At 69.2% G+C, this 25,376-nt stretch carries 25 protein-coding genes; 23 read left to right on the top strand and 2 right to left on the bottom strand.

Annotation, left to right across the window (positions count from 1 at the left end; translation table 11 throughout):
* The first annotated feature begins 166 nt into the window (after positions 1 to 166).
* The 23 genes from pnp to nrdR all read left to right on the top strand — a co-directional run bounded on the left by pnp (position 167) and on the right by nrdR (position 23,831).
* Positions 167 to 2,320, top strand: coding sequence for a polyribonucleotide nucleotidyltransferase (pnp, locus tag VGV06_11795; GenBank protein ID HEV2055838.1), 2,154 nt, complete (start codon positions 167 to 169; stop codon positions 2,318 to 2,320).
* A 24-nt stretch (positions 2,321 to 2,344) separates the two neighbouring features.
* Positions 2,345 to 3,628 carry a pitrilysin family protein gene (locus VGV06_11790; protein ID HEV2055837.1) on the top strand — a complete coding sequence of 428 codons (1,284 nt, stop codon included), beginning with the start codon at positions 2,345 to 2,347 and terminating at the stop codon, positions 3,626 to 3,628.
* Positions 3,625 to 4,920, top strand: a complete 1,296-nt coding sequence (purB, locus tag VGV06_11785) for an adenylosuccinate lyase (protein HEV2055836.1) — start codon at positions 3,625 to 3,627, stop codon at positions 4,918 to 4,920. Before VGV06_11790 ends, purB begins: the two co-directional genes overlap by 4 nt.
* A gap of 12 nt (positions 4,921 to 4,932) precedes the next feature.
* Positions 4,933 to 5,646 carry a phosphoribosylaminoimidazolesuccinocarboxamide synthase gene (gene purC / locus VGV06_11780; GenBank protein ID HEV2055835.1) on the top strand — a complete coding sequence of 238 codons (714 nt, stop codon included), beginning with the start codon at positions 4,933 to 4,935 and terminating at the stop codon, positions 5,644 to 5,646.
* Positions 5,643 to 5,885, top strand: a complete 243-nt coding sequence (purS, locus tag VGV06_11775) for a phosphoribosylformylglycinamidine synthase subunit PurS (GenBank protein ID HEV2055834.1) — start codon at positions 5,643 to 5,645, stop codon at positions 5,883 to 5,885. Before purC ends, purS begins: the two co-directional genes overlap by 4 nt.
* A 77-nt stretch (positions 5,886 to 5,962) precedes the next feature.
* Positions 5,963 to 6,676 carry a phosphoribosylformylglycinamidine synthase subunit PurQ gene (purQ, locus tag VGV06_11770; GenBank protein ID HEV2055833.1) on the top strand — a complete coding sequence of 238 codons (714 nt, stop codon included), beginning with the start codon at positions 5,963 to 5,965 and terminating at the stop codon, positions 6,674 to 6,676.
* A gap of 27 nt (positions 6,677 to 6,703) precedes the next feature.
* The gene (gene purL, locus VGV06_11765) at positions 6,704 to 8,947 is read left to right on the top strand and encodes a phosphoribosylformylglycinamidine synthase subunit PurL (protein HEV2055832.1); all 2,244 of its coding nucleotides are present in this window, start codon (positions 6,704 to 6,706) and stop codon (positions 8,945 to 8,947) included.
* Positions 8,937 to 10,361, top strand: coding sequence for an amidophosphoribosyltransferase (gene purF, locus VGV06_11760; protein HEV2055831.1), 1,425 nt, complete (start codon positions 8,937 to 8,939; stop codon positions 10,359 to 10,361). The genes purL and purF overlap by 11 nt, the downstream gene beginning before the upstream one ends.
* Before the next feature lie 10 nt (positions 10,362 to 10,371).
* The gene (purM, locus tag VGV06_11755; protein ID HEV2055830.1) at positions 10,372 to 11,400 is read left to right on the top strand and encodes a phosphoribosylformylglycinamidine cyclo-ligase; all 1,029 of its coding nucleotides are present in this window, start codon (positions 10,372 to 10,374) and stop codon (positions 11,398 to 11,400) included.
* Positions 11,393 to 12,013 carry a phosphoribosylglycinamide formyltransferase gene (gene purN / locus VGV06_11750; GenBank protein ID HEV2055829.1) on the top strand — a complete coding sequence of 207 codons (621 nt, stop codon included), beginning with the start codon at positions 11,393 to 11,395 and terminating at the stop codon, positions 12,011 to 12,013. The genes purM and purN overlap by 8 nt, the downstream gene beginning before the upstream one ends.
* Complete coding sequence (gene purH / locus VGV06_11745; protein ID HEV2055828.1) at positions 12,010 to 13,566, top strand: bifunctional phosphoribosylaminoimidazolecarboxamide formyltransferase/IMP cyclohydrolase; 1,557 nt, start codon at positions 12,010 to 12,012, stop codon at positions 13,564 to 13,566. The genes purN and purH overlap by 4 nt, the downstream gene beginning before the upstream one ends.
* A gap of 12 nt (positions 13,567 to 13,578) precedes the next feature.
* Positions 13,579 to 14,511 carry a tetratricopeptide repeat protein gene (locus VGV06_11740; protein ID HEV2055827.1) on the top strand — a complete coding sequence of 311 codons (933 nt, stop codon included), beginning with the start codon at positions 13,579 to 13,581 and terminating at the stop codon, positions 14,509 to 14,511.
* The gene (gene purD, locus VGV06_11735; GenBank protein HEV2055826.1) at positions 14,508 to 15,788 is read left to right on the top strand and encodes a phosphoribosylamine--glycine ligase; all 1,281 of its coding nucleotides are present in this window, start codon (positions 14,508 to 14,510) and stop codon (positions 15,786 to 15,788) included. The genes VGV06_11740 and purD overlap by 4 nt, the downstream gene beginning before the upstream one ends.
* Positions 15,785 to 16,387: a molybdenum cofactor guanylyltransferase gene (locus VGV06_11730; protein ID HEV2055825.1), complete on the top strand. Its 603-nt coding sequence runs from the start codon at positions 15,785 to 15,787 to the stop codon at positions 16,385 to 16,387. The genes purD and VGV06_11730 overlap by 4 nt, the downstream gene beginning before the upstream one ends.
* A 1-nt stretch (position 16,388) precedes the next feature.
* Positions 16,389 to 17,198 carry a hypothetical protein gene (locus tag VGV06_11725; protein ID HEV2055824.1) on the top strand — a complete coding sequence of 270 codons (810 nt, stop codon included), beginning with the start codon at positions 16,389 to 16,391 and terminating at the stop codon, positions 17,196 to 17,198.
* Positions 17,199 to 17,202: 4 nt separating this feature from the next.
* On the top strand, positions 17,203 to 17,334 hold the full coding sequence (locus VGV06_11720) for a hypothetical protein (GenBank protein HEV2055823.1): 132 nt from the start codon (positions 17,203 to 17,205) through the stop codon (positions 17,332 to 17,334).
* Positions 17,331 to 18,578, top strand: coding sequence for a tRNA uracil 4-sulfurtransferase ThiI (gene thiI, locus VGV06_11715; protein ID HEV2055822.1), 1,248 nt, complete (start codon positions 17,331 to 17,333; stop codon positions 18,576 to 18,578). Before VGV06_11720 ends, thiI begins: the two co-directional genes overlap by 4 nt.
* Complete coding sequence (locus tag VGV06_11710; GenBank protein HEV2055821.1) at positions 18,575 to 19,957, top strand: MBL fold metallo-hydrolase; 1,383 nt, start codon at positions 18,575 to 18,577, stop codon at positions 19,955 to 19,957. The genes thiI and VGV06_11710 overlap by 4 nt, the downstream gene beginning before the upstream one ends.
* Complete coding sequence (locus VGV06_11705) at positions 19,950 to 20,333, top strand: hypothetical protein (GenBank protein HEV2055820.1); 384 nt, start codon at positions 19,950 to 19,952, stop codon at positions 20,331 to 20,333. Before VGV06_11710 ends, VGV06_11705 begins: the two co-directional genes overlap by 8 nt.
* On the top strand, positions 20,330 to 21,550 hold the full coding sequence (locus tag VGV06_11700; GenBank protein ID HEV2055819.1) for an MFS transporter: 1,221 nt from the start codon (positions 20,330 to 20,332) through the stop codon (positions 21,548 to 21,550). The genes VGV06_11705 and VGV06_11700 overlap by 4 nt, the downstream gene beginning before the upstream one ends.
* 72 nt (positions 21,551 to 21,622) lie before the next feature.
* Positions 21,623 to 22,087 (top strand): ribose 5-phosphate isomerase B, encoded by a 465-nt coding sequence (gene rpiB, locus VGV06_11695; protein HEV2055818.1) that lies wholly within the window; start codon positions 21,623 to 21,625, stop codon positions 22,085 to 22,087.
* Positions 22,084 to 23,331, top strand: coding sequence for a serine hydroxymethyltransferase (glyA, locus tag VGV06_11690; GenBank protein HEV2055817.1), 1,248 nt, complete (start codon positions 22,084 to 22,086; stop codon positions 23,329 to 23,331). Before rpiB ends, glyA begins: the two co-directional genes overlap by 4 nt.
* Positions 23,328 to 23,831, top strand: coding sequence for a transcriptional regulator NrdR (gene nrdR, locus VGV06_11685; protein HEV2055816.1), 504 nt, complete (start codon positions 23,328 to 23,330; stop codon positions 23,829 to 23,831). The genes glyA and nrdR overlap by 4 nt, the downstream gene beginning before the upstream one ends.
* Before the next feature lie 40 nt (positions 23,832 to 23,871).
* On the opposite strand, the gene VGV06_11680 is transcribed toward nrdR, so the two are convergent.
* Positions 23,872 to 24,456, bottom strand: coding sequence for a cytochrome c3 family protein (locus VGV06_11680; protein ID HEV2055815.1), 585 nt, complete (start codon positions 24,454 to 24,456; stop codon positions 23,872 to 23,874).
* A 19-nt stretch (positions 24,457 to 24,475) separates the two neighbouring features.
* The gene (locus VGV06_11675) at positions 24,476 to 25,282 is read right to left on the bottom strand and encodes a hypothetical protein (protein HEV2055814.1); all 807 of its coding nucleotides are present in this window, start codon (positions 25,280 to 25,282) and stop codon (positions 24,476 to 24,478) included.
* Between the last annotated feature and the right edge of the window lie 94 nt (positions 25,283 to 25,376).

The raw sequence follows: 25,376 nt of genomic DNA, 5'->3' as shown, positions 1-25,376 counted from the left end.
ATCCCGACTGGAGTCGACCCTCGACGGCCCGGACGTGCCGGGCGCGCAGGACCCACGTTTCCCACACCCCTGAATCAGCCCGGGCACCGCTTGCTGCCGCTTCATCGCCGGCGGCCGCCGCTTCGTTGGCTGCCCACGCCTCATTGGCTGGAGAAAGATTGATCTCATGACGAGTCATACTGTACAAACCAAGCTCAACGGCACCGCTATCTCGATCGAAACCGGCAAGGTCGCCAAGCAGGCCGACGGCGCCGTCGTCGTCCGCTGCGGCGGCACCGTCGTGCTGTCCACCGTGGTCGCGACCAGGTCGCCCATGGAAGGCCGCGACTTCCTGCCGCTCACGGTCGAGTACCGCGAGAAGGCCTACGCCGGCGGGAAGATCCCCGGCGGCTTCTTTAAGCGCGAGGGCCGGCCGGACGAAAAAGAGACGCTGACCTGCCGCCTGATCGACCGCCCCATCCGCCCCCTGTTCCCGAAGAACTTCCGCAACGAAATGCAGGTGATCAACCTCGTCATCTCGGCTGACAACGAAAACGACCCCGACGTGCTGGCCATGATCGGCTCCTCCGCCGCGCTCTGCCTCTCGGGCATCCCCTTCGCGGGGCCCATCGGCGCCGTGCGCGTGACCATGACCGACGGCAAGCTCGTGGTCAACCCGACGTACGCGCAGGTCGCGGCCGGGACGCTCGAGCTCGTGATGGCGGCCACCGAGGACGCGGTCCTCATGGTCGAGTCCGGCGGCCTCGAGGTTCCCGAAGACCAGATGCTCGAGGCGCTCGCCTTCGGCCACGAGTACTGCAAGCAGCTCGTGCGTATCCAGAAGGAGCTGATCGGGCAGGCGGCCAAGCCGCGATGGGCCTTCGACGCGCAGGCGGGTTCGGATCCCGCGCTCCAGGCCAAGGTCCAGCAGGTGGCGGCCCCGCGCGTGGTGGAGGTGCTGGCCATCCATCAGAAGCAGGCGAGGGCCGAAGCCATGGCGGCGGCGTTCGAGGCGGTGTGGGCCCATCTTACGAGCGTGGATCACGTGCCCGACGAGCCGGCTTCGAAGGCCAAGGCGCGCGAGTACTTCGAGAAGGTCGAGAAGGCAGAGGTCCGGCGCCTGATCGTGGACAAGGGCATCCGCGTCGACGGACGCAGCGTCAAGGAGGTCCGGCCGATCTGGTCGGAGGTCGCCTACCTGCCGCGGGCCCACGGCTCGGCGCTCTTCACGCGCGGCGAGACCCAGGCTCTGGTCGCCGCGACCCTCGGCACCAAGAACGACGAGCAGAAGATGGAGTCCTTCGAAGGCGACAGCTACCGGAACTTCATGCTCCACTACAACTTCCCCTCGTTCTCCACCGGCGAGGTGAAGCGCTTCGGCAACCCCGGTCGCCGCGAGATCGGCCACGGAGCGCTGGCCCATCGGGCGATCGCCGCCGTGCTGCCGACCAAGGAAGTGTTCCCGTACACGATCCGCATCGTCTCCGAGATCCTCGAGTCCAACGGTTCCTCCTCGATGGCGACGGTGTGCGGCGCGTCTATGTCGCTGATGGACGCGGGCGTGCCGCTCAAGGCGCCCGTGGCGGGCATCGCCATGGGCCTCGTCAAGGAAGGCGACAAGGTCGGGATCCTGACCGACATCATGGGCAGCGAGGACCACTACGGCGATATGGACTTCAAGGTCGCCGGCACGGAGAAGGGCATCACGGCGCTCCAGATGGACATCAAAATCGCGGGGGTGTCCGTCGACATCATGCGCCAGGCCCTCGCGCAGGCCCGCGAAGCCCGGCTGCACGTGCTGGCAAAGATGGCCGAGACGATCAAGGCGCCGCGGGCGGTGCTGTCCGAGTACGCGCCGCGCTTCGTCACCATCCGCATCCGGCCGGAGAAGATCCGGGAGATCATCGGCCCAGGCGGCAAGGTCATCCGCAGCATCCAGGAGAAGACTGGCGCCAAGATCGACGTCGAGGACGACGGCAAGGTGACGGTGTTCTCGTCGTCCAGCGAGAAGGCGCAGATGGCGGTGGACATCATCCAGGACATCTGCCGCGAGGCGGAGCTGGACCGCATCTACCTGGGCAAGGTCAAGAGCATCAAGGAGTTCGGCGCCTTCGTCGAGATCATGCAGGGGACCGAAGGGCTCCTGCACATCTCGCAGATCGCCGAGGCGCGCATCCGCGCCGTCGGCGACGTGCTGACCGAGGGTGACGAGGTGCTGGTCAAGGCCATCGAGATCGACGCCAACGGCAAGGTCCGGCTCTCGCGAAAGCAGGCGCTGCGCGACCAGCCGGCGCTGGCCGACAAGGAGAAGCTGAAGATCGCACCCACGGCCGGCGCCTAGCGCCGATGGAGAGGAGCGGGGCGCGTGGCATCGCCTAGCCGGGCGGAGGCGTACCGCAAGACGGTGCTGCCGAACGGCATCCGCGTGGTCACGGAGTCGCTGCCCTGGGTGCGCTCCGTCGCCGTCGGCATCTGGGTCGAGACGGGCTCGCGCGTCGAGCCCCTCGAGCGCGGCGGGATCTCCCACCTCATCGAGCACCTCGTCTTCAAGGGCACCGACACCCGCTCGGCCGAGGACATCGCCCGCGCGATCGACTCGGTGGGCGGGCAGATGGACGCCTTCACCGCCAAGGAGCACACCTGCTTCTACGTCAGCGTGCTCGACGAGCACCTCGAGATGGCGGCCGAGCTCCTGGCCGACGTCCTCCTGCGGCCCCGCTTCGCCCCCGGCGACATCGAGCGCGAGAAGGCGGTGGTCTTCCAGGAGATCAAGATGGTGGAGGACACGCCGGACGACCTGGTCCACGATCTCTTCCTGGACAAGGCCTGGCCGGGGCACCCGCTCGGGCGTCCCATCCTCGGGCGGCGCGAGGTGGTCGAGGCGCTCGACCGCGACACCATCCTGCGCCACTTCCACACCGAGTACGCCCCGGCCAAGATAACCGTTGCCGTGGCCGGCAACGCCGAACACGCGCGCGTCGTGGACGCCTTCGCCAGGCACTTCGACGGCTTTACCCGGCCCGCGGCCCAGCATGCGAGCACCGCCCCGACCTTGCTGCCGGGTGTGCACATGGTCTCCAAGCCGCTCGAGCAGGTGCAGGTGGTCCTGGGCTTTCCCGGCGTGTCGGACACGGCGCCCGATCGCTACGCGCTGTACCTCCTGAACGACATCATGGGCGGCAGCATGTCCTCCCGGCTCTTCCAGGAGGTACGCGAGCGCCAAGGGCTCGTCTACTCCGTCCATTCCGGCGCCCAGCAGTTTCGCGACAGCGGCCTCGTGTATCTCTACGCCGGCACCGAAGCGGGCAACTTCGGCAAGGTGCTTAAGGCCTTCCTCCACGAGGTGCGGGCGCTCAAGAAGGACGGGGTGACGGCCGACGAGCTTGCCCGCGCGAAGGACCACCTCAAGGGCAACCTCATGCTCTCGCTCGAGTCGTCGTCCTCCAGGATGAACCGGCTGGCGAGGCAGGAGCTGCGCTTCGGCGCGTTCCACTCGGTGGACGAGATGCTGGGCGAGATCGACCGGGTGCGCCCCGACGAGGTCGAGGCCCTCATCCATCGCGTGCTCGACGAGGAGCAGCTCTGCCTCGTCACTCTGGGCCCCGTGGACAAGAGAAACCTCCCGAGAGAGTTTGGCGCCCAGACATGATTCCGCGCTATTCGCGCCCGGAGATGGCCCACCTCTGGAGCCAGGACGCCAAGTACGAGGCGTGGCTCAAGGTCGAGCTGGCCGTGTGCGAGGTCTACGCGAAGCGCGGCGTCATCCCGGCGGACGCCCTCGGCCGGATCAAGGCCAAGGCCCGGGTGGACGCGGCGCGGATCGACGAGATCGAAGCCAAGACGCGTCATGACGTCATCGCCTTCCTGACCAACCTCGAGGAGTCCATCGGGGCGGATTCGCGCTACGTCCACATCGGCATGACGTCCTCCGATGTCCTGGACACGGCGCTTGCCCTCCAGCTCCAGCAGGCCTGCGAGGTGCTGCTGGGCGAGCTCGAGCGCTTCCGAGGCGCGCTGCGCACCCTCGCGCTCCGCCACAAGGACACGCTCTGCGTCGGGCGCAGTCATGGTGTCCACGCCGAGCCCATGGTGTTCGGCCTCAAGCCGGCGCTCTGGTATGCCGAGGCCGGGCGCAACATCGACCGGCTCAAGCGGGCCAAGGAGGCGGTCAGGGTCGGGAAGATCTCGGGGTCGATCGGCACCTTCGCCCACGTCGACCCCGACGTCGAGGAGGAGGTCTGCCGCCTGCTCGGCCTCGAGCCCGATCCGATCTCGACCCAGGTCGTCCAGCGCGACCGCCACGCGGAGCTGTGCGCGGTGTTGGCCATCGTCGCCGCCTCGCTCGAGAAGGTCGCGGTGGAGATCCGCTCGCTCCAGCGCACCGAGATCCTGGAGGCCGAGGAGCCGTTCGCGGAGGGGCAGAAGGGCTCGAGCTCCATGCCGCACAAGCGCAACCCGGTCGGTAGCGAGAACGTGAGCGGGCTGGCGCGGCTCGTCCGGACCAATGCCCTGGCGGCGCTCGAGAACGTCGCCCTGTGGCACGAGCGGGACATCAGCCACTCCTCGGTCGAGCGCGTCATCCTGCCGGACTCGACCATTCTCGTTGACTACATGCTCCACCGGATGACCGGGATCATCGAAGGGCTCCAGGTGTACCCGGAGCGGATGAAGGAGAACATGGAACGGAGCTACGGCCTCATGTTCTCCCAGCGCGTGCTGCTCAAGCTCGCCGACAAGGGCCTGCCGCGCCAGCAGGCCCACGAGATCGTCCAACGGAACGCCATGCGGGCCTGGCGCGAGCGGACCGATTTCCACGCGCTGCTCGCCGCCGACCCCGACGTGACGGCGCACCTCGATCCCGCCGATCTGAAAGCCTGCTTCGAGCCGACCTGGTATCTCAGAAACGTGGACGCCATCTATCGCCGAGCTGGTTTGCTCTGAGGAATCCCTGACATGGAGAAGCGGGACAAGCTCTACGAAGGTAAGGCCAAGATCGTCTACGCGACCGACGATCCGGGCAAGGTCATCCAGTACTTCAAGGACGACGCCACGGCCTTCAATGCGCTGAAGCGCGGCACCATCGTCGGCAAGGGCGTGATCAACAACAAGATGTCCGCCGCGCTCTTCCAGCGGCTCGCCAAGGCGGGCATTCCGACGCACTATCTCGCCACCCTGTCCGACCGCGAGATGCTCTGCCGCAAGCTGGACATCATCAAGATCGAAGTGATACCCCGCAACATGGTGGCGGGCACGCTCGCCAAGCGCACGGGTCTCGAGGAGGGCGTGGCGATCAAGCCGCCGATCTGTGAGCTCTTCTACAAGTCGGACCCGCTCGGCGATCCAATGATCACCGAGGACCACGTGCGCATGCTCAAGCTCGCCACGCCCAAGGAGCTGGTGTGGCTCAGGCGCATGGCGCTCAAGGTCAACGCCGTGCTCCGCCCTCTCCTCAAGCGAAAGGGCCTGATCCTCGTGGACTTCAAGCTGGAGTTCGGTCGCCACGGCGGCAAGCTCTACCTGGGCGACGAGATCAGCCCCGACACCTGCCGGCTCTGGGATGCCGATACGCTGGAGAAGCTCGACAAGGACCGTTTCCGCCGAGACCTCGGCAACGTGGAAGAGGCGTACCAGGAGGTCTACCGGCGCATCGTGGGGTCGGGATCGTGAGGGCCCGCGTCTTAGTAAGGCTCAAGCCCGGCATCCTGGACGTCCAGGGCGCCTCCGTCCAGCGGGCGCTCCAGGGCCTGGGCTTCGCCGAGGTCGAGGCCCTGCGGGTGGGCAAGCTCCTCGAGCTCGAGGTCAACGGGACGAGCGCCGAGGCGGCACGGCGGCGGATCGAGGAGATGTGCTCGAAGCTCCTCGCCAACCCCGTGATCGAGGATTTCACGGTCGAGATGGTGGGCTAACCTCCCTGCCTCTTGTCAGATCAGGACGGGCAGGGTAGAGTGGGGTTGCACCCACACAGGGAGGATGACCTAGCCCCATGAACTTCGGCGTCGTGGTGTTCCCGGGCACGTGGAGTGATTGCGATTTTCACTACATCGTCAGCGAGGTCCTCCACCAGCCGGTGCGCTACGTCTGGCACCGGGACGCCCAGCTGGCCGACTTCGACTGCCTGATCCTCCCCGGCGGTTTCTCCTACGGCGACTACCTGCGGGCCGGCGCCGTCGCCGGGCGCTCCCCGGTGGTCGAGGCGCTGCCCGAGTTCGTGGCAAAGGGCGGTCTCGTCCTGGGCTCGTGCAACGGCTTCCAGATCCTCTGCGAGGCCAAGCTCCTGCCGGGCGCGCTCACGCGCAACGAGTGCCTCCAGTACCGCTGCCAGTCCACATGGCTCCGCGTCGAGAACGCGGAGACATCGTTCACGCGCGCGATGCGGCCGGGGCAGGTGCTCAAGATGCCCATCTCCCACGGCGAGGGCAAGTTCTACGCCGACGCGGACACGCTTCGCCGGGTCCGCGATCAGAAGCAGATCGTCTTCCGCTACTGCAGCGAGGACGGCCGCGTCGTCAAGGACGCCAACCCCAACGGCTCCCTGGACAACATCGCGGGTCTCGTCAACGAGGAGGGCACCGTCCTCGGCCTCATGCCCCATCCGGAGCGCGCCGGCGAGAACGCCATGGGCGGCACGGACGGCCTGCTGATCTTCCACTCGCTCCTCGGCAGCCTGGTCGAGGATGGCTCGTTTCTCAAGCGGTAGGAGGCATGCGCCTGGGGTGGAGACGGGGTGACCGGGGCCGAGCCTAAGGTCACGCTGGACCTCGCCCTCGCCTCAGGCCTGACCGGCGAGGAGTACGACCATATCATCCGGCGCCTCGGCCGGGAGCCTTCCTTCACCGAGCTCGGTCTCTTCTCAGCCCTCTGGTCCGAGCACTGCGCCTACAAGCACTCGCGCGTCTTCCTGCGGGGCCTGCCCACGACGGGGCCGGCCGTGCTGCAGGGGCCCGGCGAGAACGCCGGCATCGTGGACCTCGGCGGCGAGCTGGCGCTGGCGTTCAAGATCGAGAGCCACAACCACCCGTCGTTCATCGAGCCCTTCCAGGGCGCGGCCACCGGGGTCGGCGGCATCCTGCGCGACATCTTCACCATGGGCGCGCGCCCCATCGCCGTGCTGGACTCGCTCCGCTTCGGTCCCGCGGAGGACCCCAAGAGCCGGCGCCTCATCGAAGGCGTGGTCTCGGGCATCAGCTGGTACGGCAACTGCTTCGGTGTCCCGAACCTGGGCGGCGAGGTCGGCTTCGCCCCCGAGTACGCGGGCAACCCCCTCGTCAACGCGATGGCCGTCGGGCTCGTCAGGAAGGACAGGATTTTCCGCGCCCGCGCCGAGGGGCCGGGCAATCCCGTCTTCTACGTCGGCGCAAAGACCGGGCGCGACGGCATCCACGGCGCGACCATGGCATCGGCCACCTTCGACGTGGGCGCCGAGGAGCGCAGGCCGACGGTGCAGGTGGGCGACCCGTTCACCGAGAAGCTCCTGCTCGAAGCCTGTCTCGAGGCCATGGAGACGGGTGCCATCGTCGGCATCCAGGACATGGGCGCGGCCGGGCTCGCCTGCGCCTGCTCCGAGATGCCCGCGCGGGCCGGGACGGGCATGGAGGTGGAGCTCTCGCGCGTGCCGCAGCGCGAGACCGCGATGACGCCCTACGAGATCATGCTGTCCGAGTCGCAGGAGAGGATGCTCCTCGTCGCCGCGCGCGGCCGGGAAGAGGAGATCAAGCGCGTCTTCTCCAAGTGGGAGCTCGACGCGGTCGAGATCGGTCACGTCACCGACGACGGGATCCTGAGGGTCAAGATGGACGGGCGCGTGGTCGTCGAAGTGCCGGTGCGCGCCCTCGCCGACGAGGCGCCGGTCTACGAGAAGCCGATTTCAAGGCCCGAGTGGCAGGACGGGCTCGAAGCCTTTGATCCCCTGTCGCTGCCCGCGCCCGTCGATCTCGCGGAGACGCTCCTGGCGCTGATGGGCTCTCCCGCCATCGCGTCCAAGGAGTGGGTCTACCGGCAGTACGACCAGCAGGTCGGGATCAACACGCTCGTCATGCCGGGTTCGGACGCTGGAGTCCTGCGCATCAAGGGAACTCGAAAGGCGGTTGCCGTAACTACCGACTGCAACGCCCGTTTCGTCTATCTGAATCCACGCCTCGGCGCAGCCATGGCGGTGGCTGAGGCGGCGAGAAACCTGGCCGTGACAGGCGCCCGGCCCCTCGGGCTGACCGACTGCCTCAACTTTGGTTCGCCGGAGCGGCCCGAGATCCTCTGGCAGTTCAAGGAGGCGGTAGCCGGCATCGCGGAAGCCTGCCGCGCCCTCGATATCCCTGTAGTCGGCGGCAACGTCTCCTTCTACAATGAAACTCTGGGGCAGGCGATTCTGCCGACCCCGGTCATCGGCATGGCGGGGCTCATCGACGAGGCCGAGAGCCGGCGCACGCAGTGGTTCGAGAGCGAGGGCGACCGGATCGCCCTCCTGGGTCCGGAGGCCGTGAGCCTCGGCGGCTCGGAGTATCTCTGGGCGATTCACGGCAAGATGGCCGGCCGCCTGGCGCCGCTCGACCTGCAGCAGGAGCGCCGGGTCCACGAGGCCTGCCGCGCCGCTATCGCCGCCGGGCTCGTGCGGGGGGCCCACGACTGCTCGGAGGGCGGACTCGCCGTGACGCTCTGCGAGAGCTGCGTGTCCGGGCCCAAGCCCATCGGCGCCACCGTGGAATTGGATGGAGGCGAGTTGGATGGTGACGGCCGGCGCGCGGACTTGGTACTCTTCGGTGAGGGGCCGTCGCGGGTCGTCGTGTCCGTGCCGCCGGAGGCCGAGCGGCACTTCGAGCGGCTCATGGGCGAGTTCGCGCTGCCGTGGCGCTGGATAGGGCGGGTTGGGGGCGAGGCACTGGTGGTGACCCGGGGCGGTGCCGTGGCGATCGCTGCGCCGCTCGATCGGATGGCTCACGCGTGGAGGTCCGGCTTTGAGCGACATGTCGCCTGAGGACGAGGAGTTCCGGCTCGACGACAAGTTCCACGACGAGTGCGGGCTCTTCGGCATCTGGAACCACACCGAAGCGTCCAACGTCGCCTATCTCGGGCTCTACGCGCTCCAGCACCGCGGCCAGGAGTCGGCAGGCATCGCGGCGACGGACGGGCAGGCCTTCCACGTCGAGAAGGCCATGGGGTGGGTCGCCGACGTCTTCAGCCGCGACCGCCTGAGGCGTCTCCCGGGCCACCGTGCGATCGGGCACGTGCGCTACTCGACGGCCGGCAGCTCCAACCTGCGCAACGCCCAGCCCATCACCGCGACCACGGCCCACGGGCCTGTCGCGATCGCGCATAACGGCAACCTGATCAACGCCGAAGAGTTGAGACGCCAGCTCGAGGCCGACGGCGCCGTCTTCCAGTCCTCCTCCGACACCGAGGTGATCCTGCACCTCCTGGCGCGCGCGGAGGGCGGGACCCTCGTGGACCAGCTGGCGCGCGCGCTCAGCCAGGTCAAGGGCGCCTACACGCTGCTGCTCCTGACGCCGACCTCGATGATCACGGTGCGCGACCCCTCGGGCTTCCGCCCCATGACCCTCGGCAAGCTCGAGGGCTCCTGGGTGCTGGCCTCCGAGACCTGCGCGCTTGACCTCATGGAGGCGCAGGTGGTGCGCGACATCGAGCCGGGCGAGATCGTCGTGGTGGACGATTCGGGGCTCCAGAGCTTCAAGCCCTTCCGGCCCCAGGAAAAGCTGCAGTGCGTGTTCGAGTACGTCTACTTCGCGCGCCCCGATTCGCTCCTCTGGGGGCGGAACGTGCACGTCGTCCGCAAGGCGCTGGGGCACCAGCTGGCGCGAGAGCACCCCGTCGTCGCCGACCTCGTCATCCCCGTGCCCGACTCGGGCGTGGGGGCGGCGCTCGGCTTCGCGGAGGAGGCGGGGTTGCCCTACGACTCGGGGCTCGTCCGCAACCACTACGTCGGGCGCACCTTCATCGAGCCCAAGCAGGGCATCCGGCACTTCGGCGTCAAGGTCAAGCTCAACCCGAACCGCGAGGTGCTGGCGGGCAAGCGCGTGGTCGTCGTGGACGATTCGATCGTCCGCGGCACCACGAGCCGCAAGATCGTCAAGATGGTCCGGGCCGCCGGGGCCCGCGAGGTGCACATGCGCATCTCGTCGCCGCCCATCCAGTGGCCCTGCTACTACGGCATCGACACGCCGACCCGCAAGGAGCTGATCGGGTCGAGCCACGAGGTGCCGGAGATCCAGAAGTATCTCGGCGCGGACTCGCTCGGCTACCTCTCGCTGGACGGCATGCTCAAGGCCACCGGCAACGACCCGGCCCACTTCTGCCACGCCTGTTTCACGGGGCAGTACAAGGTCGGCTTCGATGACGGCGAGGTCGCGCAGCTGAAGCTCTTCGACTCGTAGACCGGAGTTCATGGACCCACTGACGTATCGATCGGCCGGCGTGGACATCGGCGCCGGCGACGAGGCCGTGCGCCGGATCGCGCGTCTCGCCGCCTCCACGGAACGCCCCGAGGTTTTGGGCGGCATCGGCGCCTTCGCGTCGTTGGTCTCCCTCCCGGCCGGCTATCGCGAGCCCGTCCTCGTCTCCTCCACCGACGGCGTCGGCACCAAGCTGAAGGTCGCCTTCCTGGCCGATCGTCACGACACGGTGGGGATCGACCTCGTGGCGATGGGCGTCAACGACGTTCTCGTCCACGGCGCCGAGCCGCTCTACTTCCTCGACTACCTGGCGGTGCACCGGGTGGATCCCGCTCGGATCGAGGCTATCGTCTCGGGCGTCGCCGAGGGGTGCCGTCGCGCGGGCTGCGCGCTGGTCGGGGGCGAGACGGCCGAGATGAACGAGTTCTATGCCCCTGGCGAGTACGACCTGGCGGGTTTCGCCGTGGGCGTGGTGGAGAAGAGCGAGATCGTCACGGGGTCAGAGGTCAGTCCGGGAGACCGCGTGCTGGGCCTCGCCTCGTCCGGCCTCCACTCGAACGGCTACACGCTGGCGCGCAAGGTGGTCTTCGAGCGCCTCGGTCTCCAGCCCGGGGATAGAGTGCCCGGGCTTGGGCGATCCGCCGCCGACGAGCTGCTCGAGCCCACGCGCATCTACGTCAAGCCGGTGTTGGCGCTGCTGAAGACCGTGCCGGTGCTCGCGATGGCCCACGTCACGGGGGGCGGCGTCAGCCTAAACCTGCCGCGCGTCCTGCCCGAGGGCTGCCAGGCGGTGATCGACCCCCGCGCGTGGCCCGTGCCCCCCATATTCCGGATCATCCAGGAGGCGGGCTTGGTGGACGACGCGGAGATGCGGCGCACGTTCAACATGGGCCTGGGCTACCTCCTGGTGGTGCGCCCCGGCGACGCGGCGCGCGCGGCCCAGGCCTTGTCGGCGGCGGGGGAGCGCGTGTTCGAGGTCGGCGAGATCCGGGCCGGCGCCCGGTCGGTCGTCTATGCCTGAGCCGCTCCGCGTCGGCGTCCTGGCCTCGGGCAGGGGCTCGAACTTCGAGGCCCTCGTGAAGGCGGTCGAGGCCGGCAGGCTCAAGGTCACCATGGCGCTCCTCGTGTCGGATCGCCCCAATGCCCCCGCGCTCGATATCGCGCGGGCGCACAGGATCGAGGCGCTCTGCGTAGACTACAAGCAGTTCCCGAGCCGCGAGGCCCACGAGAACGCCGTGGTCGCCGCGCTCGACCTGCACCGTGTCGGGCTCGTCTGCCAGGCCGGCTACATGCGGATTCTCGGCACCGGCTATATCGAGCGCTTTCGAGGCCGGGCGCTCAACATCCACCCCTCGCTGCTGCCGGCCTTCCCGGGCCTGCACGCCCAGCGCCAAGCCCTCGAGCACGGCGTGAAGGTCGCGGGCGCCACGGTGCACTTCGCGGACGAAGGTGTGGACACGGGGCCCATCGTGCTCCAGGCGGCGGTGTCCGTGATGCCCGGCGACACCGAAGACACGCTCTCGAGCCGGATACTCGCCGAGGAGCACCGCATCTACCCGGAAGCCGTCCGTCTCTTCGCCGAAGGGCGGCTGACGATCGACGGACGCAGGGTCCACATCAGGGAGAATCCATGAGCACTGTGAGGCGCGCGCTTCTGAGCGTGCACGACAAGACCGGGGTGGTGGACTTCGCGAAGGGGCTGACGGACCTCGGCGTCGAGATCCTCTCGACGGGAGGCACCGCGAAACTCCTGAGAGAATCAGGCGTGCCGGTGGTGGACGTGGCGCAGGTGACGGGCTTCCCCGAGATGCTCGACGGCCGCGTCAAGACGCTCCACCCGAAGGTCCACGGCGGCATCCTGGCGCGGCGGGACGTGCCGGCGCATATGCAGGCGCTCGAGGCCCACGGCATCGGGCCGATCGATCTTGTGGTGGTGGCGCTCTACCCCTTCGAGCAGACCGTGGCCAAGCCGGGCGTGACCGTCGAGGAGGCCATCGAGAACATCGACATCGGCGGGCCGAGCATGATCCGCGGCGCGGCCAAGAACCACGGCGGTGTCGGCGTCGTCACGGATCCCTTGCAATACGCCCCTGTGCTCGACGAGCTCAGGAAGAGCGGCGGGGCGCTCTCAGCCGAGACGCGCGGGCGCTTGGCGCTCGAAGCCTTCAGGCGCACCTCCCAGTACGACGCCGCCATCGCCGCCTATCTTTCCGGCGGCGCTTCGGACTTTCCCGAGCGCATCTCCATCGTCGCCGAGCGGGTCCAGCACCTCCGCTACGGCGAGAACCCGCACCAGTCGGCCGCGTTCTATCGTCCGGCGGGGCCCGCCCAAGGCCTGGCGGCGGCAGAGCAGCTGCACGGGCCGGAGCTATCCTACAACAACCTGCTCGACTGGTCGGCCGCGCTCGGGCTCCTGATCGAGTTCGATCCCCCGGCGGCCGTCGTGATCAAGCACACGAATCCCTGCGGCGTGGCGCTTGGGACGACCGTTGCCAACGCCATGAGCCGGGCCAAGGCCTGCGACCCCGTGTCCATCTACGGCGGCATCGTGGGCGTCAACCGCACGCTCGACTTGGGCGTGGTCAAGGAGCTCTCCGGCATTCTTCTCGAGATCCTCTTCGCCCCCGACTTTGCCGCCGACGCCCTCGAGGAGCTCAGGCGCACCAAGAAGAAGTGTCGCGTGCTGCGGCTGCCGTGTCACGCGGCCGACTACCCGGGGCGGATGCGCGACATCCGCAGTGTCCTGGGCGGCCTCCTGGTCCAGGACTCCGACCTCACCGACCTCGATCCGGCCGCGCTCACGGTCGTCTCGAAGCGCGCGCCGACGGAGGCCGAGTTGGGGGCGCTCCGCTTCGCGTGGCGGGTGGCCAAGCACGCCAAGTCCAACGCGATCGTGCTCACCAGCGCCGACCAGGTCGTGGGACTGGGGGCGGGGCAGATGAACCGCGTGGACTCGGCGCGGATCGCCGTCATGCGGGCGCGCGCCAACGGCCTCGAGACCAAGGGCACGGTCTGTGCCTCGGACGCCTTCTTCCCGTTCCGGGACGGTCTCGACGCTGTCGCCGAGGCCGGCGCCACGGCCGTCATCCACCCGGGCGGCTCGGTCCGCGACGAAGAGGTGCGGAAGGCCGCGGATGAGCACGGGATGGCGATGGTCGTGTGTGGCATCAGGCACTTCAAGCACTGATCACGGGAGACCATGGCTCGGCCTGAGCGGGTTTTCACCTTGCGGGAGCTGACTCGGCTCCTGAGGCTGACGCCGAAGCGCGCCGGACAGCTCAAGCGCCTCGGCCTGCTGCGGAGCGATGCGGCCGGCTACCGCTTCCGCGAGCTCGTGGCGGCCCGCGCGGCCTCCGCCCTCCTCGAGGGCGGCGCCACGGTGCGCAAAGTCCGCGAGGCGCTCGACGGCGCGCGGCGACTTGCCCCGGACGCCGAAACCCCGCTGGCCGAGCTGAGACTGGTCGTACAGGACCAGCAGATCGTGGTCGAGCAGGACCGCCTGCGCCTCGACCCGCGCACGGGCCAGGCGCTCCTGGACTTCGAGAGCGGCGACCTCGAGCGTGAGACCCGCGAGTCGCTCCTCATGGGCATGGTCCGCCCGCTCATCCCGCCAGCTGACGCCGCCGAGATCTGGTTCGCGCGCGCGTCGGCCTGGGACGGTGACCCCGAGCGCTGGGAGGCGGCCGTCGACGCCTACGAGCGTGTGGTGGACATCGACCCGGGCTACGCCGCCGCGTGGAACAACCTGGGCCTGCTCCAGCACCGGATGGGGCGCTACGAGCGCGCCCAGGCCTGCTATCGCGCCGCGCTCGAGGCCGACGACTCCTGCTGCCAGGCCGCGTTCAACCTGGGCTCGCTCCACGAGGACCTGAGCGATCTCTCGACGGCGATAGGGTGGTACCGCCGCGCGCTCGAGATGGAGCCCGACTACGCGGATGCGCACTTCAACCTGGCCGGGGTGCTCGGCAAGGCGGGGCAGCCCGACGCGGCGGCGCTCCACTGGCGGCGCTACCTCGAGCTCGATCTCGGAAGCCCGTGGGCCAGGATCGCGCGCTCCCACCTCGAAGAGGGTGACGGGGGCCTGGGCGAGGGTGTGGACGAGGGAGACGACCGCCCCGAGGCCGGCCAGTGAGAGTGCTCCTGGTCGGCGGCGGCGGGCGCGAGCATGCGCTCGCGTGGAAGATCGCCCAGAGCCCGCGGCTGACCCGTCTCCTCGTCGCGCCCGGCAACCCCGGCATCGCGCGCCATGCCGAGTGTGTGCCGATCAAGGACAACGCGATCGAGGACCTCGTGGTTCTGGCGAGGCGTGAGCGGGCCGACTTGGTCGTGGTCGGTCCCGAGCTGCCGCTCTCGCTCGGTCTCGCCGACCGCCTGAGCGCAGCGGGCCTTGCGGTCTTCGGCGCCAGCCAGGCGGCCGCCCGGCTCGAGAGCTCCAAGGTCTTTTCAAAGGGCCTGATGGCGCGCTACGATATTCCGACGGCGCGATTCGGGACTTTCCAGGACACCGACTCCGCCACCGCCCGCCGCTTCTGTCGCGAGCTGGGCGCCCCCCTCGTGGTCAAGGCCGACGGCCTGGCGGCCGGCAAGGGCGCCATGGTCTGCCGCACTCTCGAGGAGGCGGACCAGGCCCTGCGCCTGTGCCTCGAGGACGGCGTCTTCGGCCCGGCGGGCCGGGTCGTGGTGATCGAAGAGTTCATGGAGGGCGAGGAAGCTTCGTTCTTCGTCATGGCCGACGGGACCCACGCGCTTCCTCTCGTGGCTGCTCAGGATCACAAGACCATCTTCGACGACGACCGCGGCCCCATGACGGGCGGGATGGGCGCGTACTCGCCCGTTGCCGCCATGGGCGAGGCGATGACTGAGCGGGTCATGCGCGAGATTGTCGCGCCCGTCTTGGCGGCCATGGCCACGGAGGGCGCGCCGTATTCCGGCGTTCTCTTCGTCCAGATCATGCTGACGAAGGACGGGCCGCGCGTCGTCGAGTTCAACTGCCGGTTCGGGGACCCGGAGTGTCAGGCTATTTTGCCGCGCCTCGATGAGGACATCCTGCCTCTCTTCGAGGCCGTCGCCGCGGGCGGGGATCTGCCTTTCTCCCTCCGCTGGCGGGCCGAAGCGTCCGTCTGCGTGGTCCTGGCTTCGCCCGGTTATCCGGACACGCCGCGCACGGGGCTCAGCATCCAGGGGCTCGATGCCGATGGCGGGCTTCCGGGCGTCAACGTTTTCCACGCCGGCACGGCGCGCCGCGACGGTAATCTCGTGACGGCGGGCGGTCGCGTTCTCGGCGTGCAGGCGCAGGCGCCCGACATCAGCAAAGCCATCGGCGCCGCCTACGAGGCCGTCGGGCGCATACGGTTCGATGGCGTGCAGTTTCGCCATGACATCGGCAGAAGGGCGCTGGCCCGGCCGTGAGGCTGACCGGAGTGATCCAGGCGGGCGGCAGGAGCGCGCGCATGAGCGGCGAGCCAAAGGCCCTCATGGACGTAGGCGGCCGGCGCATCATTGAACGAGTAGCGGAGGTTCTTCGGCAGGTCACCGACGAGCTCCTGCTCGTGACCAATACGCCCGAGCGGTACGCGTGGATGGGATACCCGATGGTCCCCGACGTCTTCCCCGACGCCGGCTCGCTGGGCGGCATCTACTCCGGGCTCAAGGCCGCGCCGGGTGAAGCCGCCTTCGTGGTCGCCTGCGACATGCCCTTCCTGGTACCAGACGTCGCGCGGCTCGTGACGTCGCGGGCGGGTCTTGCCGACGTCGTCATCCCCCTGGTCCGCGGGTTTCACGAGACGCTCCACGCGAGCTACGCGAAGCCCTGCCTCGGCCCCATGGAGCGGCGCATCGCGGCAGGGCAGCTCAAGATCACGGGCTTCTTCCCCGACGTCCGCGTCCTCGAGATCCCCGAGGCCGAGGTCGCCCGCCTCGTCGATCCGGAGCGCGTGTTCATGAACGTCAACACCCCCGAGGACCTCGAGCGGGCGCGGGCCATCGCGGCGGCCTCGGCAGAGCGCTAGCGTGGACGCGCGGGCGGGCGGTCTCGGGCTCTCCTCGATCCAGGAGATCAACCACCTGCCGCGCGAGATGGTCGAGGCGCTCTACCTCCGTCTCGTGCCCGAGCAGATGCTCGACCGCTTCGCCATCGACCCGCAGACGCTCAAGGGACCGGAGGGCACGCGCCTCGTGAGGATCACGGCGCCCGCCGACAAGCCCTGGGCCCGCGTCGAGGTGCGCTCGTCCACGGAAGACCGTGACCCGGCGCTCCTCGTGGACGTCGAGATGTCGCCGCTGTCGGTGCCGGAGCTGGCGTTCGTGCAGATCACCAACCCTCAAGGCGCCCGCTACGGCATCGACCGCGACCTCGAAGGGCGCGACACGCTCTTCGGCACGGTGTCGCGCAACATCGACGAGGAGCTGCGGGCCTTCAAGGATGGGTTGGCACCAGGGCAGGTGAGGCGGGGGCTGCAGCTCCTGCCGCACGTCCTCGATGCCATGGACGGCTTCTGCCGTCTCATGGGCGCCGAGCTCTATCTCGTCGAGCCGCTCTTCTACCACTCGGCCGTCCTGTACGAGCGCCAGGGCTGCGGCTATCTCCTCGGGCGCGAGGTGATGGACAAGATCCACGACGGCTTCGCCTTGGGCGGCCCGCTGACTTCTGTCCTCGACGGCTCGTCTCCCCTACGCTCGCCCGAGGCCGGCAGCACGGTCAGGGGGAGGAGCTGGGCGCTCCACGACGGCCTCTCGCCGGGCGCGTGGGGCGGCGTGAAGATGTATCGCGCCCCCGGCCGCCACGCCGGCATGAACACGTTCCCCGGCGGGATATACTAAGCGGGTGAAGGCAAAGAAACCCGTCCACGCCCGCGTCCGCAAGCCGATGCCGCGCAAGCCGCCGAAGGTCGAGGAGCCCAAGACCACGTACCGGCGGCGTCCCAAGCACCCCCGCCGCCCGGAGGCCGAGCCGTGAGCCGGGCAGGCCTCTCGCCCTGCGTGATCGTCCACTACCATGAGATCAGCCTCAAGCGCGGGAACCGCCCGCTCTTCCTCCGCCGGCTCCAGGAAAACCTTGCGCGCGCGGTGAGCGACCTGGGGCCCGTTCGCGTGATCCAGCTGCCGGGGCGCATCGTGCTCGACCTCGAGGGCAATCCGGATCCCGAGGGCGTGCGCGGGCGGCTCGACCGGGTCTGCGGCATCGCAAACACGGCGCTCGCCGTGCGGACGGGCTCGTCCCTGGACAGGATCAAGGCCGCGGTGGATCACGTGATCGAGGGGCAGACCTTCGCGTCCTTCCGGATCACGGCGCGGCGCGCCTTCAAGACCTTCCCGCTGACCTCCACCGATCTCAACCGCGAGCTGGGAGCCCACGTCCTGGCGAGACGGCCCGAGGCGCGGGTGGACCTCCACCACGCGGCGCTCAACGTCCATGTCGAGGTGCTGCCCCACGAGGCCTTCGTCTATCCCGACCGCCGGCCGGGCCCGGGCGGGCTGCCGGTGGGCTCGGGCGGCACGGTGGCGGCCCTGATCTCCGGCGGCATCGATTCGCCCGTGGCGTCCTGGCGCATGATCAAGCGCGGCTGCCGCGTGTTGTTCGTCCACTTCCATAGCGTGCCGTACCTGCCGGACGCGTCTATCTGGAAGGTGCGGCAGTTGGTCTCGCGACTGACCCAGTGGCAGTACGTCTCGCGCCTCTACCTCGTGCCCTTCGGCGAGATCCAGCGGGAGGTAGTGCTCGCGGTCAGCCCCATGGCCCGCGTGGTCGTCTACCGCCGCCTCATGGTCCGCATCGCCGAGGTGCTGGCACGCCAGTCGGGGGCGCAGGCGCTCGTCACGGGCGAGAGCCTAGGGCAGGTCGCCTCGCAGACGCTCCACAACCTGGCGCGCATCGACGAGGTCGCCCTGCTGCCCGTGCTGCGGCCACTGATCGGCATGGACAAGATCGAGATCACGGACGAAGCCCGGCGGCTCGACACCCTTGAGATTTCCAACGAGCCCGACGCCGACTGCTGCACCCTCTTCGTGCCGGCGCACCCGGGCACGCGGCTCAGCCAGGAGGAGATCGCCGACATGGAGGCCCGGCTCGACATCCCGGCCCTCGTGAGGGCGGGCGTCGAGGCCGCCACCATGGAGACCTTCGACTTCCCGGTCGGCGCAGGCGCCCATCCGGCCCGGCCCGCGCCGCGCCGTCGCGCGGCCCCGCCGCCCGTCGCATGAGCGCGACGCTCACCTTTTTGGGAGCAGCCGGGACCGTCACGGGCTCCAAGCATTTCCTTCAATCGGGGCAGACGCGCCTCCTCCTCGACTGCGGCCTGTTCCAGGGACTCAAGGAGCTGCGTCTGCGCAACTGGGCGCCGTGCCCCGTGCCTGCGGCGTCCATCGGCGGCGTCCTCCTGAGCCACGCTCACATCGACCACTCGGGCGCGCTCCCGCGCCTCGGCCGTGAGGGCTTCAGGGGGTCGATCTACTGCACGCCGGGCACCGCCGACCTCCTCAAGATCATGCTGCCCGACGCCGCGCGTCTTCAGGAAGAAGAGGCCCAGTTCGCCAACCGCCACCAGACGTCGAAGCACCAGCCCGCGCTGCCGCTCTTCACCACCGCGGACGCGGATCAGGTCCTGACCCAGGTCAGGTCCGTCGGCTTCTACGACAGCTTCAGCCCGGCGCAGGGCGTCAGCGCGCGCTTCATCAACTCCGGGCATATCCTGGGCGCGGGGCTGGTCGAGGTCTCGGTCGACGGGCGGACCCTCGTGTTCTCGGGCGACCTGGGCCGCTACGGCGTGCCCATCATGCGCGACCCGGATCCCGTGCCCGCGGCCGACGTGCTGCTGGTCGAGTCAACCTACGGCAACCGCCTCCATCCGGCCGACGACCACCGCGACCGACTCACAGCCGCCGTCCAGCGAACAGTCCAGAAGAAGGGCTGGCTCCTGATCCCGGCCTTCGCGGTCGGGCGCTCGCAGGAGATCCTCTACGATCTGCGCGAGCTCGAAGACGCCGCTCGCATCCCCTCGCTGCCCGTCTACCTCGACAGCCCGATGGCCATCGAGGCGACCGCGATCTACGCGCGGCATCCCGAGGAGCACGACCAGGACCTCAAGCGCGTCGAGGCCTCGGGTGAGCGCCCCTTCGCGCCGAAGCAGCTGCGCATCTGCAAGACGCCGGATGACTCCAAGCGCCTGAACGACACCGACGGCCCCGGCATCATCATCGCCGGCAGCGGCATGGCGACGGGCGGCCGCATCCTCCACCACTTCGTCCGCCGGCTCCCGGACGAGCGCACCACGGTGCTCTTCGTCGGGTACCAGGCCGCAGGCACCCGCGGCCGCCTGCTGAGAGAAGGCGCGCGCGAGATGAAGATGCTCGGGCAGAGCGTGCCCGTGCGCGCGGCCATCATGGTCAGCGATTCCTATTCGGCCCACGCCGACCAGGGCGAGATCCTCCGCTGGCTCGGCGGATTCACGCGTCCGCCCGAGACGACCTACATCGTCCACGGCGAGCCCGACGCGGCCGCGGCGCTCCAGGCGCTGATCGCCTCGCAGCTCAAGTGGCGCGCCGTCGTGGCGCAAGACGGGCAGCGCGTCGACCTTGGCTGAGCCCCCTGGGGCTGAGCCTGCCGGCTACCGGATCTTCCGGTCGCTGGCGCGATTCCTGGCCGGCCTCTTCTACCGGCGCGCCGAGGTGGCGGGGCTCGAGCGGGTGCCGCTGTCCGGCCCCCGCGTCGTGGCGGCCAGCCACCATCAAGGTCTGATGGACGAGATCCTCATGGCGCTGCTCCCGACGGGCTTCTTCGCGCTGTCCTGGACGGAGCGGCTCCACCGGGTCCGGCGCGAGGCGCGCGGTCTCCTGACGGTCCTGGTTGACCGCGACCTTCGCGCGCACCTGGTCGCGCGCCGCCGCGCGATCATGACGGAGTTTCAGGATCTCCTGCGCCTGGTGCCGGAACCCGTGCTGGAGAAGACCGCGCGATGAAGACCCGCGCCGTCGTCGTTTGGACGCTCTACGACTTCGCCAACTCGGCGTTTGCGGCCGTCATCTTTGCCACGATCTATGCCGCTTACTACGCGATGGGCGTCGTGGGCAACGACGCGGGAGCGGGCGACCTCTGGTGGGGGCGCGTCATCTCGGTCTCCATGGCGATCGTCGCCGTCACGTCGCCTTTCCTCGGCGGGATCGCCGACCGCGCGGGCATACGGCGCCCGCTCTTCATCGGCTTCACGGCGCTGTCGGTGACAGCGACCGCGCTCATGGCCACGGTCGAGCCCGGCATGGTCGTCTGGGGATTCGTCCTGGGCGTGCTCGGCAACGTGGGCTACGAGAGCGCCCTCGTCTACTACAATGCCTACCTGCCCGAGCTCGCGCCGCGCAGCCACCAGGGGCGCGTGTCGGCGTGGGGCTTCGCCGTCGGCTACGCGGGCTCCATCGCGGCGCTCCTGGCGGCGCTGCCTTTCGTGCGCGCCAAGGCCTACGGGGGCGCGTTTCTCTGCGCGGCCGCGCTCTTCGCCGTCTTCTCGCTGCCCGCCTTCGTCTTGCTGCCCCAGCCGCCGCGCGGCAGGCTGCCCGTCCTCGCGGCGGCGCGCCAGGGTTGGGCGGACGTGCTCGCCACGGCCCGCAAGATCCTGGGGCTCCGGGACCTGCGCCGCTTCCTCGGCGCCTACTTCCTGTACGAGGACGGCGTCAACACCGTGGTGGGCTTCTCTGCCATCTTTGCCGCCCAGACGCTGGGCTTCCCCATGGACCGCCTCATCGTGCTGTACATTGTTGTCCAGGTCTCCGCGCTCCTAGGGGCGCTCGCCTGGGCCAGGCCGACCGACCGGCTCGGCCCCAAGCGTGTGGTGATGGTGACCCTCTTCCAGTGGACCGCCATCGTCATCGCGGCCTACTTCGTTGAGACGCCGGGGCAGTTCTGGGTGCTGGCCGTCGTGGCAGGCACGGGACTCGGGGCCGTCCAGGCGGCGAGCCGGACGTTCCTCAGCACGCTGATCCCGCGCGGCATGGAGGCCGAGATCTTCGGCTTCTACAGCCTCTGCGGCAAGAGCGCCGCCGTCATGGGTCCGCTCGTCTTCGGCGGGATCTCGCACGCGGCCGGCGGCAACCAGCGGCTCGGTATCGTCGCGATCGGGCTCTTCTTCCTGATCGGCTTCGGCCTCCTCTCCCGCGTGCGGGCCGGCGGACCCACCGCCGGCTGAGCGCTCCCAAGCCCCACATCTTGGGGCGTCTTGACACCCGACCCCGACAGAGCGTAACGTGAGGCCGAAATGTTGTCCGTCGCCCTTGGGGCCGATCACGCCGGTTGGGAGCTCAAGGAAGCGCTCAAGGGCTGGCTCATGGAGGCCGGTTACCAGGTCCTCGACTTCGGCACCCACTCGCCCGATTCCGTCGACTATCCCGACTACGCCGCGCAGGTGGCCGAGGCCGTCGCCGTCGGCAAGGTGGATCGCGGCGTGCTCGTCTGCGGCACCGGGATCGGCATGGCCATCGCCGCCAACAAGGTCGCCGGAGTGCGGGCCGCCCTCTGCGGGGATGCTTACACGGCGCGCATGAGCCGCGAGCACAACGACGCCAACGTCCTGACCCTCGCGGGGCGCATGATCGATTCGGACACGGGGCAGGAGATGCTCCGGGTGTGGCTGGAGACGGCCTTCGCCGGCGGCCGCCACGCCCGGCGTGTCGACAAGATCGCCGACATGGAAGGTCGCCGCGGCGGCCGGGAGGGAGCGGCGTGAACCGGCTCGAGCAGGTCGATCCCGACATCGCCAAGGTGATCCGCGACGAGACCGTGCGCCAGTCGCGCAACCTCGAGCTGATCGCGTCAGAGAACTTCGTCTCCGAGGCCGTCCTCGAGGCCGTCGGGTCGGTGATGACCAACAAGTACGCTGAGGGGTACCCGGGCAAGCGCTACTACGGCGGCTGCGAGTACGTGGACGTGGCGGAGGAGCTGGCGATCAGCCGCGGCAAGGAGCTCTTCGGCGCCGAGCACGTCAACGTCCAGCCTCACTCGGGCTCCCAGGCGAACATGGCCGTGTACTTCACGCTCCTCAAGCCGGGTGACACCGTGCTCGGACCCAACCTGGCGCACGGCGGACACCTCACGGCCGGCAGCCCGATGAACTTCTCGGGGCGGCTCTACACGATCGTGTCCTACGGCGTCACGAAGGACACCGAGCGCATCGACATGGACCAGGTGCGGGACCTGGCGAAGCAGCACAGGCCGAAGCTCATCATCGCGGGCGGCTCGGCCTTCCCTCGCGCCATCGACTTCAAGCCCTTCCGCGAGATTGCCGACGAGGCGGGGGCTGCGCTGATGGCCGACATCGCTCATCCGGCGGGACTTGTCGCAGCCGGGCTGCACCCGTCGCCAGTGCCCTACGCCGACTTCGTGACCACGACCACGCACAAGACGCTCCGGGGCCCGCGCGGCGGCATGGTCATGTGCCTTGAACGGTACGCGAAAGATCTGGACCGCTCCGTTCTGCCCGGCATACAGGGCGGGCCGCTCATGCACGTCATCGCGGCCAAGGCCGTCGCCTTCCGCGAAGCCCAGACGCCGGAGTGGCGCGCCTATCAGGGGCAGATCGTCAGAAACGCGCGCGCGCTGGCGGACGCGATGCTCGCGCGCGGCTACCGGCTGGTCTCCGGTGGCACCGACACCCACCTCCTGCTGGTGGACCTCACGGGGAAGGGTGTCACGGGCAAGGACGCGCAGGAGGCGCTCGACCGCGCCTGGATCACGGTCAACAAGAATGGCATCCCCTTCGACACCAAGGGCCCCATGGTCACGAGCGGCGTCCGCATCGGGACGCCCGCCGTCACCACGCGCGGCATGGCCGAGGCCGAAATGGCGCAGATCGCCATGCTTATCGACCGCGTCCTGACCAACCTCGGCAACGGCTCCGTGGAGGCCGCGGTGCGCAGCGAGGTCCAGGAGCTGACGAACCGCTTCCCGCTCTACCCTGAGCGCCTGAGATGAAGTGCCCGTTCTGCGGACATCCCGAGGACCGCGTGGTCGACTCGCGGGTGGGACGGGAAGGGGAGTTCATCCGCCGGCGCCGCGAGTGCCTCAAGTGCCACCGCCGCTACACGACGTACGAGTACATCGAGGACGTGCTGCCCCACGTGGTCAAGCGGGACGGCCGCCGCGAGCCCTTCGACCGCCAGAAGCTGCGCGGCTCCATTCTCAAGGCCTGCGAGAAGCGCTCCGTGGGAGTCCAGGCCGTCGATGACGTCGTCGCCGACATCGAGGCGAAGCTCCACGAGCGGGCCGAGAAGGAGATCACGAGCCTCGAGCTGGGCGAGGTGGTCATGGAGCACCTCCAGAAGCTCGACCAGGTCGCCTACGTCCGCTTCGCGTCCGTCTACCGGCAGTTCAAGGACATCAGCCAGTTCATGGACGAGGTCAAGGGGCTCATCAAGGAAGGCGACAAGCCGAAAGCCGCGAAGCCCGCTCCCAAGCCCGCCCCCAAGAAGTAGCCGCGCGGGCTCCCGTCACGCGGTACACGCTGGCCTCCTCTCACTCGCCGAGGGTCTTGTGGCACTCGCGGCAGATCGGCTCCACGCGCTTTCGGGCGATGAACTGGGCCTTGGGGTCGCCGTCCGTGGTATGCGAGGTGTGACACTGCACGCAGGTTGTCCGGACACTGTCGTGGGGCCGAATCGCGTGGTACGCGTTGCCCGCGCGCCCCTCCAGCGCCTCCTCCTGCTCGGCCGTGAGCGCCGGCTGTCGCTTGAGGATCGGGGTGTGGCACTGGGTGCACTCCTTCGGGCGGAGCGCGAGCCTCATGTGGTCGGGCTCGCGGTAGCTCCCCACCAGGAACTTGCCCGTATCCATGGCCGCGAGGGACCACACGCGCAGGCGCATCACCACGTCGGCCCCGCCGTGGCAGTCGATGCAGCGCACGCGCTCGGCGTGGTGCGGGCCGGTGAGGTCGGTGAAGGGGACCGAGGTGAAGCGCTTGAACTTCTCCTCGTGCAGGTGGCAGGCAAAGCAGAAGCGGTTGTCGCGCTCCTTGGTGATCACGCCGGCGAATGTGATGCTCGCGATCAACGCGAGCCCCGCCAGGGCGATGGCGCACCATCCGAACGTGCGGCGGCGCACCGGCGGGGCCTGGCTTGTCCTACCGGACCGTGACGGTGATGGGCTTGGAGAAGAGGATGTGGCCCGACGGGCCGCCCGGGCCGCCTCTCGGGAGAATGGCACCCGCGACCGTTGTCACGGTGCCGACCGACGAGGCCTTCTCCGTGCCGTAGTGGAACGCGACGGCCAGGGTGTAGGTGCCCGGCGCGTGAGGCGCCTGCACGGTCCACGTGACCTTGCCTTCGGGGAACTTCTTGGCGGCGAGATCCGCCTGCTGGTCGAAGATCAGCACGGAATTGAGATTCTTCTTGAGCCCCGGCCCGCGGCTGTCCACCCACTTCGCCTGCTCCTTGCCGTCGCCGCCCCACACCTTGGGCGCGCCGACGATGAACCAGCCGTCGGCACTGACCGGGCGTCCCTGCAGTCTGAGGTCGCTCTCCATCAGCCAGACGCCGACCACGCCGTGTCCGCCGCGCACGGTCGCGGTGATCTGGGCCTCCTGGCCGGGCTTGAGGGTGGGTGGCGCCGAGAGCGCGGCCGAGGCGTTCTGGTCCATCAGCTTCACGTCCGCCAGGAGCTTCTGGCGGTCGGCTGGGCTCATGTCCTTGTACGGCCCGGCTCCCTCTTCGATCGCCTTGTAGTGGCGGTTCTCGACGACCATGCTGGCCGCGAAGGCGTCAGGCTCGACGCGCAGCTGCTCCTTGCCCATAGAGGAATGGCAGCCGGCGCAGGTCGGGGTGAGGTCCGTCACGTTTCTCAGCGGGCCGCCGTTGTAGGCCTGCCCGGGCCCGGCTGACAGCAGGGCCACCAGCACGAGCGCAGCGGGGACGACGAAGCGACGTCGCATACGGGACCTCCTCGACCATGAAGGTGGAGTTGCGTGGATATGCCAAACCAACCCACGGAGCCGCACCTGGGTTCCCACCACGACTGGGCGAAGG

It is taken from the genome of Candidatus Methylomirabilota bacterium (genome assembly GCA_035936835.1).
GTDB lineage: Bacteria > Methylomirabilota > Methylomirabilia > Rokubacteriales > CSP1-6 > AR37.
The sequence above is the reverse complement of the archived record's forward strand: the minus strand, read 5'-3'. Positions and strand labels throughout refer to the sequence as shown.